Annotated in this window: 14 protein-coding genes and 1 tRNA gene; 6 read left to right on the top strand and 9 right to left on the bottom strand. The window is 40.7% G+C overall.

Features of this window, described 5'->3' with window-relative positions; translation table 11 throughout:
* Nucleotides 1-2 precede the first annotated feature (2 nt).
* From ilvN to JG735_RS06135, 3 genes are all read left to right on the top strand, one after another.
* Nucleotides 3-470, top strand: a complete 468-nt coding sequence (gene ilvN / locus JG735_RS06145) for an acetolactate synthase small subunit (RefSeq protein WP_201334204.1) — start codon at nucleotides 3-5, stop codon at nucleotides 468-470.
* Nucleotides 460-1431 carry a UDP-3-O-(3-hydroxymyristoyl)glucosamine N-acyltransferase gene (gene lpxD / locus JG735_RS06140; protein ID WP_201335733.1) on the top strand — a complete coding sequence of 324 codons (972 nt, stop codon included), beginning with the start codon at nucleotides 460-462 and terminating at the stop codon, nucleotides 1429-1431. The genes ilvN and lpxD overlap by 11 nt, the downstream gene beginning before the upstream one ends.
* Before the next feature lie 69 nt (nucleotides 1432-1500).
* Nucleotides 1501-1797 carry a hypothetical protein gene (locus JG735_RS06135; protein WP_201334203.1) on the top strand — a complete coding sequence of 99 codons (297 nt, stop codon included), beginning with the start codon at nucleotides 1501-1503 and terminating at the stop codon, nucleotides 1795-1797.
* Here the strand turns inward: JG735_RS06135 and JG735_RS06130 are convergent.
* The 8 genes from JG735_RS06130 to JG735_RS06095 are packed head-to-tail and all read right to left on the bottom strand — an operon-like array spanning nucleotide 1770 to nucleotide 10276.
* Nucleotides 1770-3746 carry a fused protease/ribonucleoside-triphosphate reductase gene (locus tag JG735_RS06130; protein ID WP_201334202.1) on the bottom strand — a complete coding sequence of 659 codons (1977 nt, stop codon included), beginning with the start codon at nucleotides 3744-3746 and terminating at the stop codon, nucleotides 1770-1772. The genes JG735_RS06135 and JG735_RS06130 overlap by 28 nt on opposite strands.
* Nucleotides 3747-3775: 29 nt before the next feature.
* Complete coding sequence (locus JG735_RS06125; RefSeq protein ID WP_201334201.1) at nucleotides 3776-4942, bottom strand: pyridoxal phosphate-dependent aminotransferase; 1167 nt, start codon at nucleotides 4940-4942, stop codon at nucleotides 3776-3778.
* Nucleotide 4943: 1 nt separating this feature from the next.
* Nucleotides 4944-5660 (bottom strand): serine O-acetyltransferase, encoded by a 717-nt coding sequence (cysE, locus tag JG735_RS06120; protein WP_201334200.1) that lies wholly within the window; start codon nucleotides 5658-5660, stop codon nucleotides 4944-4946.
* A complete protein-coding gene (gene speA / locus JG735_RS06115) occupies nucleotides 5653-7491 on the bottom strand; it encodes a biosynthetic arginine decarboxylase (RefSeq protein ID WP_201334199.1) in 1839 nt (612 codons plus the stop codon). Before speA ends, cysE begins: the two co-directional genes overlap by 8 nt.
* Nucleotides 7491-8711, bottom strand: coding sequence for a histidine--tRNA ligase (gene hisS / locus JG735_RS06110; RefSeq protein WP_201334198.1), 1221 nt, complete (start codon nucleotides 8709-8711; stop codon nucleotides 7491-7493). The genes speA and hisS overlap by 1 nt, the downstream gene beginning before the upstream one ends.
* A 1-nt stretch (nucleotide 8712) precedes the next feature.
* Nucleotides 8713-9288 carry a dTMP kinase gene (gene tmk / locus JG735_RS06105; RefSeq protein ID WP_201334197.1) on the bottom strand — a complete coding sequence of 192 codons (576 nt, stop codon included), beginning with the start codon at nucleotides 9286-9288 and terminating at the stop codon, nucleotides 8713-8715.
* The gene (gene coaD, locus JG735_RS06100; protein WP_201334196.1) at nucleotides 9289-9759 is read right to left on the bottom strand and encodes a pantetheine-phosphate adenylyltransferase; all 471 of its coding nucleotides are present in this window, start codon (nucleotides 9757-9759) and stop codon (nucleotides 9289-9291) included.
* Nucleotides 9752-10276, bottom strand: a complete 525-nt coding sequence (locus JG735_RS06095) for a UbiX family flavin prenyltransferase (protein ID WP_201334195.1) — start codon at nucleotides 10274-10276, stop codon at nucleotides 9752-9754. Before JG735_RS06095 ends, coaD begins: the two co-directional genes overlap by 8 nt.
* 60 nt (nucleotides 10277-10336) lie before the next feature.
* On the opposite strand from JG735_RS06095, the gene minC reads away from it, so the two are divergent.
* Genes minC through minE form a run of 3 tightly spaced genes read left to right on the top strand, consistent with a single transcriptional unit; the run spans nucleotide 10337 to nucleotide 11917 of the window.
* Entirely contained in the window at nucleotides 10337-10864 is a 528-nt protein-coding gene (gene minC / locus JG735_RS06090; protein ID WP_201334194.1) for a septum site-determining protein MinC, read from the top strand.
* Between the two features lies 1 nt (nucleotide 10865).
* Nucleotides 10866-11681: a septum site-determining protein MinD gene (gene minD, locus JG735_RS06085; protein WP_201334193.1), complete on the top strand. Its 816-nt coding sequence runs from the start codon at nucleotides 10866-10868 to the stop codon at nucleotides 11679-11681.
* The gene (minE, locus tag JG735_RS06080) at nucleotides 11678-11917 is read left to right on the top strand and encodes a cell division topological specificity factor MinE (RefSeq protein WP_201334192.1); all 240 of its coding nucleotides are present in this window, start codon (nucleotides 11678-11680) and stop codon (nucleotides 11915-11917) included. Before minD ends, minE begins: the two co-directional genes overlap by 4 nt.
* A gap of 84 nt (nucleotides 11918-12001) precedes the next feature.
* On the opposite strand, the gene JG735_RS06075 is transcribed toward minE, so the two are convergent.
* A tRNA-Gly gene (locus JG735_RS06075) sits at nucleotides 12002-12077 on the bottom strand.

Here is a 12077-nt window from a genome sequence, read left to right as displayed (position 1 = left end):
TCATGATTGAAAGAAGAGTAATATCTGTAATTGTTTTGAACGAGCATGGTGTATTGACGCGAATAACAGGACTTTTTGCAGCCAGAGGATACAACATCGAATCGCTTACGGTGGCTCCTATACCGGGGAGTAAGTATTCCCGTTTGACGATCGTAACAAGTGGTAGCTTGAGAGTGATTGAGCAGATTATCAAACAGTTGCATAAATTGATTCCTGTGTATAAAGTTATCGAGCACACCGATTTGATAGAAAAAGAGATGGTTATGGCAAAAATTCCACTTGAAGAACGTTTGGCGGATGTAGAGGCTCTTTGTAGAGCCTATAACGGGAATATCGTTAATATTGGACAAGACAGTGCCATCATCATGGCTGCGGATGAACCCAGCAGAATTGCAAATTTTGTCTCGGCCTTGAAGCGTTTTAATCCTAAAGAGATTGTTCGAAGCGGAGTTGTTGCAATTGAGCGCTAATATCGATCTTCAATCCATAGCCGATCGATTCGGTTATGAGTTGATAGGAGAAAATAAGACAATTACAAGACTTCAATCTTTGGACAAAGCACAAGAGGATGAACTCTCCTTTTTGGAGAATGAAAAATATATACCTTTATTACAACGCACAAGAGCGGGTGCTGTTATTGTCAAAAAAGAGCACCTCTCCTATCTTCCACAAGGTGTGAGCGCACTTTTAAGCGATGAACCTTACCTGGCTCTCGCTTTTGTTTCCAAACTTTTTGCAAAGCCTCCTATGCAAACAAGTGGCAATCCTCCCAAAATCGGAAAAAACTGTCAAATAGCCAAAAATGTCTCCATTGGATATGACAGTGTTATCGGCGACAATGTCACATTGATGCCGGGCGTTGTCATAGGAGATAACGTTACGATAGGTTCTGATACGATTTTATATCCAAATGTAACAGTATATCGAGACTGTGTAATCGGAAACAATTGCATTATCCATGCAGGAACTGTCATAGGGAGTGACGGATACGGATTTGCCCATACAAAAGAGGGCAAACACATCAAAATCTATCAAAATGGCAATGTTGTCATTGAGGATGATGTAGAAATTGGAGCAAACTGCACAATCGATCGAGCCGTTTTTGACACTACCCTTATCAAATCGGGAACAAAACTGGATAATCTCATCCAGATAGGACACAACTGTGAAATAGGTGAAAATGTTCTCATGGCTTCCCAAGTTGGAATATCTGGTTCTTCCAAGCTTGGTAGAAATGTTGTCATGGGAGGCCAAAGTGCCACGGCAGGGCATCTTGAAATCGGTGACTTTGCTGTTATCGCCGCTCGTGGAGGCGTGACGAAATCGATTCCTGGTGGCAAAACTTATGCGGGCTTTCCTTTGATGCTGCATAAAGAGTGGCTCAAATTGCAAGCTCTTTTGGCGAGACTTATTAAAAAAGGAAAACTTTAGCGATAAAAGTTGCAAATATCTTTTGCCTCCTATGTTATAATCTTTGTAAACAGCAAAAGGAGGCTGAAGATGGCAAAAACACATAGTGAAATCAAGCTTTTTAATCTCTACGGGACAAAAGAGGGTGTCGTAAGTGTTGCACACATAACCGAACCATATGGTCCAGACAGTGAACCTGTTGTGAGTATCGGTATCTCACTGAAAGGAAACGCACTCAATCCAGAGTGGAAAGTTCATATCCCTTATGAAAATATCGATGATTTGATTGAAGCTTTGGAACTTGCAAAAAAAGAGTATGGAAAAGATTATATTCCAGACGAATCAGCAAAACCACTTGATCAAGATGAGAGTATCGGTGGGGACTGATTTATTTCACAACTTCGGGCGCTGCAAAAGCGCTCAGAGTCAGCATGGTGTCCACTTAATTGATTCCATTTGATAGTTGGAAGTTGCGAAACTTTTTCTTTATACTCCATTTCACTTATAGATTCAAAAGGCATTTGTGGATAAACCGTTTCTTCTTTTGGCAAGAGGGTTAACGATTTTATCATAGGTAAAAAATATTTAATAATTTGGCTAAGATCTTTTGCATTGTAACGGGAAGGGTCAAATTGTATGGTATTGGATACCATATTGTCTGCCCATTCTCTTTGTAGCATAGAGAGTACCAGCATCTGTTCATAGATCTCTACTTCTTTTATTGATCGAGGATTTTCGTAACGGATGGGAAATGAAAATACATAGGAATTTGTATCATACAGATCCTCTTCATACGAAAGACCGGATTCTATCAAAAGTTTTGCTAGTTTTGATGTTTTGCCGATTCGAATACGTCTCAGAGCATATGTGGCGAGAGGATAGTGCATTCCTGGACTCGTTCCAGCCAGTATGCTGATGGTACCGGAAGGCTTGACACATGTTACTTTCAGTGATACGGGAATTCCGGCTTCCTTTGCCAATCTTTCATTGACAGCGCGTACCTTTTTATACCCTTTACGCAGCCATTTGATGAGGGTTTCCAGTCCAAATTTTTCGATAGCATCTGCTACACCTGAAACGCTGACACCAATTCTTCTATTTCTTGCAATGATTTCATTCGTTTCTGCTCTGTGAGTCGGTAAAAGATTGACGGTGGAAGCGTAGAATGTCGCATACTCAATAAGCTGCAAAAACTCTTTTTCGTTTTTACATTTTGATACGAAAATTTCGCTTAGGTTGCACAGCTCATATCCTTCAAGAGCAATCTCTCCACAAGGATTGCTGAGCCATGCCTTATCTGGAACGATCTCTCCAAAGCGTCCAAACTTTTGCATATTTTCAAGGTGCAAGAGACCTGGCTCGCCATTGGTCGCGATCAATGGTGTTATTGCATCTATGAAGTGAAAATCATCCAGATTTTCAATGACTACAGAATTGTTGGATATCCATCCAAACTCTTTTCTATCAGGAAATTTTTCATAATCTTTAAGATATAAAAATGTCTCATCCTCTGGCTTTCCTATTGCAATCTCAGCTGATCGCCTGATGTTTCCAGAAACGACGCAAAGACCGATATTATTAAATAGATCAACAACACATCTTGTCTTGTCAATTTTTTTATCTACATAATCATCTAGAATCTTTTCTATATTTTTATGCAGTCTTTTCAGAGGCTCGGGACCTGGTGCGACTCCACCGAAAGTTTTCAAAGGAGATCCGGCAGGACGGATTTTGGAATAATCAAACCTGTAGAATGGAGCATTGTCGGTATAGCTCTGTATCAACAAACGAACCGATTTGACCCATCCCTCTTTGCTGTCATCTATTACATACATCTTAGGATGAGTTTTATCGGGTCTGGTTGCTTTGCCACTCCATGCTGTATTGAAGCCAACACCTGCTCCTACCATCAGCATATCCATGGCCCAGTCTGCTGCATGTGCTAAATCAGCTGTATCGACGGCGGCACAATTATATAAACCCGCACTTCCTCTTTCATACATGTAACGAGTACCCATCATCCACAATCCTCGTCCGGGAGGAAGCCATTTGAATTGCAGCATACTTAAGGCAAAATATTTTGCAAATTCTTGGGCCTCATTTTCGTTCCAGGGAAGATGATAATTGAGTGCGTGATTTTTTCGTATAGAAAAGATACCTTCTGTGACACGTATGACTGTATCTGGCCAATGTTCATTCGTACCATCCTCTTTAATCCGGCTGTAGCTTCTGTAGAAAGTCACTTCTCCCAGTAGTCCAAATCCAAACTGATAGGGTGTGTTTTGCAGAAGCTCTTTCGTTTGAGAGGAGAGTGTAAAAAAATGCTCTACATACATGGTTGGCCTTTACAAGGGCCAAAGAGCCCTTAATAGTTGGAGACAAAATTTTTGATGCGCTGAATTCCTTCTCGAATTGTATCGATATCGGTTGCGAAACTGAATCGAAAATAACCTTCACTCCCAAACCCGATGCCAGGCACGACGGCAACGCCCTCTTTTTCGAGAAGATCTTTGGCAAATTTCATGCTATCTTGTTCTACGGCACTATGGTTGACAAACAGATAGAATGCCCCTTGTGGTTTTAAAACGGAAAGACCATCTATGTCATTGAGAAGTTGTACCGCTTCGTCTCTTCTTTGCTCAAAGGCTTTTCGCATCATCTCGATTTCATCATCGATCGTACCATCAAGTCCAGGAATGGCAGCTTTTTGCGTAATGGAGCAGATGTTGGAAGTACTTTGGCTTTGTAGTTTCTTCATTGCTTTTATAAGCTCCGTATTGGTTGAAGCGAGATAGCCAAATCTCCAGCCAGTCATCGCTGCTGACTTACTGAGGCCATTGATCGTTATCGTTCTTTTGTGCATATCTTCACTAATTGATGCCGCACTTGTAAATGCAAGATTATCATAAACAAGCTTTTCATACATTTCGTCACTTGCTACATATACATTCGTTCCTTCAAGTACTGTTGCAAGGGCTTCTAGCTCCTCTTTTGAGTAGACCGCTCCCGTTGGATTGGATGGTGTAGTGAGAATAAGTAGTTTTGTTTTGGGTGTAATTGCTTCTTGGAGTTGTTCTGGTGTGATTTTAAAACCTGTTTTCTCATCTGTTTCGATGATCACAGGTTTGCCTCCGGCATATTTGACAAGCTCGGGGTAGGTCACCCAATAAGGTGAAGGAATGACAACTTCGTCTCCCTCGTCAATGAGAGCTTGAGTGAGATTGAAAAGGCTCTGTTTTGCGCCGTTGCTTACGATGATGTGTTCTGGTTTATACGTAAGATTATTGTCTCTTTTGAGCTTATCAACGATAGCGGCTTTGAGCTCCGGAATGCCGTCTACGGCTGTGTATTTTGTAAAACCCTCTTTGATTGCATTGATTGCAGCCTCTTTGACAGCCTTTGGAGTATCAAAATCGGGCTCTCCTGCAGAGAAACTCAACACATCTTTTCCGTTTGCCTTGAGTTCCTTTGCCAAGGCTGTTATGGCCATAGTAAGAGATTCTGAAAGTTGATTGATTCTATGGGATAACATTTCAATCCTTTAGCTTCATAGATTTCAAAAATTCTTGGTATATTGTATCCAATTCTTCCTCTTTTTTAAGCAAATTCTTATCACCACTCATGTAAGCATGCTCCAAAAGTGCGAAACGTTTCAAAAGGTACTCAAAGAGCTCCTTGTCAATATCTGGAAGTTTATTGTGCGATAGTTTTCCTTTATCAAGTCCTTTGCTGACAACCCGTGCCGGGATTCCGACAGCGGTAGATTCAGCCGGAACATCCTTGACGACCACGGAGTTGGCTCCTATCTTGGCATTTTTTCCTATGGTTATATTGCCCAAGACTTTTGCCCCGGCACCTATAACGACACCATCTTCTATGGTTGGGTGGCGTTTCCCATGACTCAGACTCACGCCTCCTAGTGTGACTTGCTGGTAGATCAGAACATCATTGCCTATCTCCGTCGTCTCTCCTATGACCACTCCTATACCATGGTCGATAAAGACGCGTCTACCGATTTTTGCTGCTGGATGGATATCGATTCCTGTAAAAACTTGATTGATTCCCATGATCATTCTGGCAAAGAGTTTCCATCCTTTTTGGTAGAGTCGATGCGCGATGCGATACCAAAAGATACTCCAAACACCCGGATAGTTTGTAAAGAGTTCAAACTTGGAATGGATCGCTGGGTCTCGCTCCCATACGATAGAGAAGTCCTCTTTGATCTGTTCAAAGAGAGAGAGTTTACGCATCGCTTTCCTTTTTTTGAGAAATTTTCAGATAATTGTTTTCATGCAGAAGAATACTCAAAATTTCTAACAGTTTCTCTTTATTCTCACAATTACTTTGTGCAATAAGCTGTTTGAGATTGGACTGGATTTCGTTGATGTCGTAGTCTAAATCATACAGGATATCGAGAATACTTTGGGCTTCTACCATATTTTCTAAACTATACCCATTGTGATCAAAACGAACGGTTACTTCTGTAGGATGGGTGAAGAGATTATGTTTCATACCAAGAATTTCCTGATAGGCTCCAACAAGGAAAAAAGCAAGAAAATACTCCTCTTGTGAAAGATCCACATCGTGCAAGAAAAGAGGATAATCCACATTGAAATCGATTTCTCCGTCACTATCGCAGGTGATATCCCATAGTGAGGCACTTCTCGTAGGCGTTTGATCAAGTTTATTCAAAGGCATAACCGGAAAGCGCTGTCCCAAACCCCAAAAGTCTGGCAGGGACTGGAAAAGGGAGAAGTTGAGCAGATATCGCTCTTGGACCCTGTCTTGGATTCGTTTGAGTTCGTAGCGATCTTTGTCTTTTGTTAGCTCTATCGCTTTTTTGATGATAAGGTGCACCAAAATTTCAGTGTTGCTTCTATCTTGTAAATCGATATAGCCAAGATCAAATAGTGTCAGAAGCGATTCCATATGATCGAGGCTATCGTGAAAATATTCAATAGCATTGGATGGATTGATCGAGGTGTACAGGTCATAAAGCTCTTGTACCAATGGAGGATTTTTTTCTTTGAGTCGTAATCCCTTTTCCGTATACTCTTGGCTAAAGAGTTCAAGGACCGGTGCAATGAGTACTGCATGACTTGCTGCGATAAATCTGCCAGACTCAGTAAAGATATTTGGCTCTTCAACACCTTTTTGCTGGGCTATCTCTTTGAGAAGGAAAACGACATCGTTGGTAAATTCTGTCAAGGTATAGTTTCTTTGATGAACATTTTCATGCTGGGAGTATTCAACGGCAAGGCCTCCGCCAAGATTGATGTTTCTGAGATTCATGGCTCCCATTTTTTTGAGTTCAGCATAGATGTTTCCTGCTTCTCGCAAAGCTTTCTTGACAGGATTGATCTCGCCAATCTGGCTGCCAATATGAAAGTGGATCATGGTGAATTTTTCTAAAAGATCGTTCCTTTTTAGAAGCTCCATTGCTTCTAACAGTTCTGTTGCCGTTAGACCAAACTTTGAGTTGATACCTCCGCTTTTGGCCCAAATGCCGATACCTGAACTGTGCAAACGGATACGAAGACCGATATTTGGAATCGGGTCTTTATACTCTTTTGCCGCTTCAATGATGTTTTCCAGTTCACCGAGCCCTTCGATTGTAAGTGTGGTGTCGTATCCCATCTTCGCAGCCAAAAAGCCAAGAGTGATCATCCCTTTGTCTTTGAAGCCATTGACGGTAATAGGTGCATTTTTGTTGTTGTATGCCATAGCTATGATGAGCTCTGCTTTGCTTCCAGCTTCCAGTCCGTAGTTGTACTCTTTTGCTATTTCTACCAAGGAAGAGACAAAATTGGGAAACTGGTTCACTTTCAGAGGAAAAACGGCGTTGAAATTTCCTTTATAGTTGAATTGGTCGATCGATTTTTGAAACTCCTTGAAAAGATTGTCGATCTGTTTTTTGATTAAGTGAGGAAACCGAAGAAGAACGGGCCCTCGGATTCCGGTATCTCTGATCTGCTTTGTAATCTCATACAAGGAGGGTTTATTGGCATAATTGACTTTAACCACACCATCTTCGATAACAAAATCACCATTGGACCACAGATGGATACCGTAATTTTTCATTATTGCTCCAAAAAGTTTTGTAGATCGATTCTTTTTTCCTCTTTCTTTTCAAGATCTTTAATCCAGACAAGACCTTCATTGAACTCATCTTCTCCTATAATCAGAGCGTATTTTGCATTATGCTTATCTGCGCCTTTGAGCAGTGCTTTGAGGCTTTTTGGTTTGTATTCCATAATGACCCGATTGCTTTTTCGAAGCTTGGTTGCAATGTCAAAAGCGATATTGAGCGCTTCAGGAAGCATAACACCGATAAAGTATCCTTCTCTTTGGATAGGTCTTTCTTCGATTAGATCTAAAATTCTCTCAATGCCTATGGCAAAACCGACTGCCGGTGTAGGTTTTCCGCCGAGCATTTCGACAAGATTGTCGTATCGTCCTCCGCCTGCCACGGCATTTTGAGCCCCAAGAGCGTTACTGACAAACTCAAAAGCAGTTCTTGTATAGTAGTCGAGTCCCCGGACCAGGTTTTCATCCACTTCATAGTCTATACCTTCATTGTCTAAAATCGTTTGCAATGCCTTGAACTCTTGATCACACTCATGGCACAGATGATTGAGAAGTTTTGGAGCGTTTTCATAGATTTTTTGGCACTGTTCGTTTTTACAATCAAGAACGCGGATAGGATTGAGTTTGCGTCTTCGTTTGCAATCATCACATATATGCTCCTGATCTTGCAAAAATTTGATCAACTCCTCTCGATACGGTTTGAGGCATACCGGACATCCAAGAGAGTTTATTTTGAGTCTGTAATCGATTTTGAAATGATCAAGAATGGTTTTGGCCAAAAGGATGATGGCGGCATCTTCATACACGCTTGGCTCTCCAAAACTCTCTACCCCAAACTGATGGAACTGACGAAAACGTCCCTTTTGTGGCCTTTCATATCGAAACATAGACCCATAGTAAAAAAATCTATGGATACCACCTTGACGGTCCAGTTTGTGTTCGATGAAACTACGAACGACGCCGGCTGTACCTTCAGGTCGTAGTACTATGTCATTTCCCCCTTTATCAATGAACTGATACATCTCTTTGCCGACAATATCGCTCGATTCGCCGACGCTTCTTTTAAAAAGAGCGGTCTCTTCCAGTAAGGGGGTCTCAATATATGAAAAACCGTAGTTATGTGCATAGTGCGAAGCGGTTTGCAAAAAATCGATATATTTATCGCTGAGCGGTGGTAAGATATCTTTCATTCCTCGTAACGCTTTTATCGCCATTTCATTCCTTTATAAATGTCAAAATTTTATGAAAAATAGTCTCTTCATCCAAAGAGGCATCGATGATGAGAGAAGGTATTGGTTCATTTTCGATGATTTGTTTCATGATCGATTGCACATGTAAAAGATACTGCACACCTCTTTGCTCAATGGAATCAAGTGGTAAAGCATCCATTCTGTTTCGAAGTTCTTGTTCACTGAGTTCCAAAAATATGATTTTATCAGGATAAATATTTTTCATTGCAATTGCATTGAGATTGTGCAGTGTAGTCAGATCCAGACCAGTTTTGACGGCTGCATATGCGATCCCTGAAATGTATCCTCTGTCACTGATGATACGTTTTTGCAAATTTGGCACTATCACCTTTTCGATATGTTCAGCCCGGTCAGCCAAAAAAAGAAAGAGTTCAGCCAATGAAGATGGATTGTGCGTATGAAGTACGATGTCACGTATTTTTTCACCAAGAGGTGTAGCACCAGGTTCTTTCGTATACAGGGCGTCAGGATACAACATTTTCAATTTTTCTATCTGGGTACTTTTCCCGGCACGGTCGATTCCCTCAAACAGAATATACACTTAACGGCTCTCCAGATAAGGAATAATATTTTGCGGTACCAGATGTGAGACGTTTCCTTTGTATTTCAGGATTGTTCGTACTACGCTTGAACTGATGAAAGCGTTTTGCAGACTTGGCATGAGATAAAGTGTTTCAATATTTTTATCCAAAGAGCGATTGGCATATCCCATTTGCAATTCATATTCAAAATCGCTCACAGCTCGGAGTCCACGTATGACAATGAATGCATCTTCTTGCTGGCAAAAATTGACCAAGAGCGTATCGAACTCTTTGATAGTAACATTTGGCAGATCGGATGTAGCAATATGAGCCATTTTCACTCTGGTTGCTATATCGAACATAGGTCGTTTCTCTTGCGACCGAGCCACAGCAACGATAACATGATCAAATATAGAGCTGGCTCTTTTGATGATATCCAGATGTCCATTGGTTATAGGATCGAAAGTACCGGGATAGATAACTTTACGCATTACTCCATCTTTTATAAAGATTGTGTTTGATTCCTAATAGATCAAACCACTTTCCGATGATGAAATTTTCCATCGATTCAAGTGTCTGCTGATTGCTGTAATATGCCATGACAGGCGGTGCAATTATAACATTTAATCTGGAGAGCTTGAGCATATTTTCAAGTGCTATCGGACTAAACGGCAATTCTCTAGGAGCTAACAGGAGTTTTTTTTGTTCTTTGATCATAACGCCTGCTGCCCTTGTTGTGAGATTGTCTGCTATCCCAACAGCGATTTTCGCCAAAGTGTTCATGGAACAAGGAGCAACTATCAAAGCATCCAGACCGAAGCTTCCACTGGCAGGTCCTTCCCAAATAGCTTTATCATCCAATATAGAATAATCGTTCTCTTTTTCTAAAACAGTTTTTGCATTTTGGGTACATATAAGATATTTTTCAATATATTCTGGAAGGAGTTCGTATGTTTTTAGTCCCAATTGAGCTCCACTGGCTCCGCTAACGGCTACGGCTACTTTCAATTTATCACTTTTTCAATAATTTTTCATATAATTATACAACATTGTTTTTGGGAGGTTTTGGTGCAAATCAACCAATACAACGTTTCTGTTATGGAAATCGAGATAAAGAATGAAGAGGAGTTTTTGCAGTTTATCAAACCGAAAATCCCTCTATTAAAAGACTATCTGCTTCATCTCAAAGGAGACGTTTCAAGAAAAATTGAGAACTTTCTGGATATGAATAGAGTACAGTATGTCAAAAATCTTCATTTGACCCAATTGAAGCGGGTAAAGAAACAGGAATTGCCGATTGGTGTGGAAGTCTGTGACCGCGTAGTGAGAAGCGGTGAAGAGATTGTGACCCGAAATACTGTTTTGTGCTTGAAAAGAGTCAATGATGGCGCATCGATCAAAACATCAGGTAACTTTATAGCACTGGATAGTATGGATGGGACTGCAGAATGCAGTGGTAATTTTATGCTTTTCAAAAAGGGACCAAAATCGAAAATCATCTTTCACAATCATGTATTGGACAATTTTATCGATGGGTGTTTGTATAAAGTAAGCCTCGATGAAGAGGGTATAGTAATAGAAAAAATAAAGGAATGAAATGGGCATAATATTTTCTGTTATCAGCGGTAAAGGTGGAGTCGGTAAAACGACAACCTCTGCAAATTTGGCCATTGGGACGGCACTACATGGAAAAAAAACGGTAGTGGTTGACTTTGATATCGGCCAAAGAAACCTTGATATGATATTGGGGCTTGAAAACAGAGTGGTGTATGATATCACCCATGTGATGGATGAAGATGTGAAATTGCATCAAGCATTGATACCTTTTAAAAAGAGTAAAAACCTCTCCTTTTTAGCGGCCTCCCAGACAAAAGACAAAACAGTGCTTTCCAAAGAGAAAGTCCAAAAATTGTTGGAGCAGTTGAAAAAGGAGTTTGACTATATTTTTATCGATGCACCAGCTGGAATTGAGAGTGGCTTTGAACACGCTGTTCATTTTGCAGATGCGGTAATCGTTGTCGTTAACCCAGAGGTTTCTTCTATTCGAGATTCAGATAGAGCAATTGGAATAGTGGATGCGAAAAGCAAAAAGGCACAGGAAGGAAAAGAAGTTCCCAAATATCTTGTGATAAATCGGATCAATCCTGAACTTGTCCAAAAAGGTGAAATGCTCTCAAGTGAAGATATTTTGGACATTTTGGAAATTGATTTAATAGGAAAAGTTCCAGAAGATCAATATATTATCGAAGCATCCAATACAGGACATCCTGTTATATTAAACAGTGAAAGTGAAGCGGGCAAAGCCTTTGATCGGATCAGCAGAAGACTATGCGGGGAAGATGTTGCGTTTGAAGATGTGGAGACTCCTAAAAAAGGCGGTCTTTTGAAATCATTGAAAAAGATCTTCTTATGAGCTTGTTCGATTTCTTTAAGAAAAAAAAGAGTGCCCAAAAAGCAAAGGACCGCCTCAGTGTGGCGATAGCTCTGGATCGCGACAGCAACATCTACCCCCACCTTGACCAGATGAAACAAGAGATTATGGAAGTGGTCAAAAAGTATAGCCAAATCAAAGATGTAAGTATAACCAAAGACAAAGTAGGTGATAAAGATATACTCGACATTGAGATTGTTTTGGAGGAGGGTCGATAGAGAGTTCTCCTCTTTTATTTTGATTTCTAAAAAGAATTATTAATATAAATAGAGTATTCAAAAGAATTGTGCAAGAAGTTGTAATGGAGCGGGAGACGGGATTCGAACCCGCGACCCCCTCCTTGGCAAGGAGGTGCTCTAGCCTCTGAGCTACTCCCGC

This window comes from Nitratiruptor sp. YY08-10 (genome assembly GCF_016629565.1).
GTDB lineage: Bacteria > Campylobacterota > Campylobacteria > Campylobacterales > Nitratiruptoraceae > Nitratiruptor.
The sequence above is the reverse complement of the archived record's forward strand: the minus strand, read 5'-3'. Positions and strand labels throughout refer to the sequence as shown.

Coding starts and splice junctions, on each gene's coding strand:
- hisS (WP_201334198.1), bottom strand. CDS start 8,711: ATGGCGATAAAAGCGTTACGAGGAATGAAAGATATCTTACCACCGCTC.
- minE (WP_201334192.1), top strand. CDS start 11,678: ATGAGCTTGTTCGATTTCTTTAAGAAAAAAAAGAGTGCCCAAAAAGCA.
- minD (WP_201334193.1), top strand. CDS start 10,866: ATGGGCATAATATTTTCTGTTATCAGCGGTAAAGGTGGAGTCGGTAAA.
- coaD (WP_201334196.1), bottom strand. CDS start 9,759: ATGCGTAAAGTTATCTATCCCGGTACTTTCGATCCTATAACCAATGGA.
- speA (WP_201334199.1), bottom strand. CDS start 7,491: ATGAAAAATTACGGTATCCATCTGTGGTCCAATGGTGATTTTGTTATC.
- JG735_RS06130 (WP_201334202.1), bottom strand. CDS start 3,746: ATGTATGTAGAGCATTTTTTTACACTCTCCTCTCAAACGAAAGAGCTT.
- JG735_RS06135 (WP_201334203.1), top strand. CDS start 1,501: ATGGCAAAAACACATAGTGAAATCAAGCTTTTTAATCTCTACGGGACA.
- JG735_RS06125 (WP_201334201.1), bottom strand. CDS start 4,942: ATGTTATCCCATAGAATCAATCAACTTTCAGAATCTCTTACTATGGCC.
- cysE (WP_201334200.1), bottom strand. CDS start 5,660: ATGCGTAAACTCTCTCTCTTTGAACAGATCAAAGAGGACTTCTCTATC.
- ilvN (WP_201334204.1), top strand. CDS start 3: ATGATTGAAAGAAGAGTAATATCTGTAATTGTTTTGAACGAGCATGGT.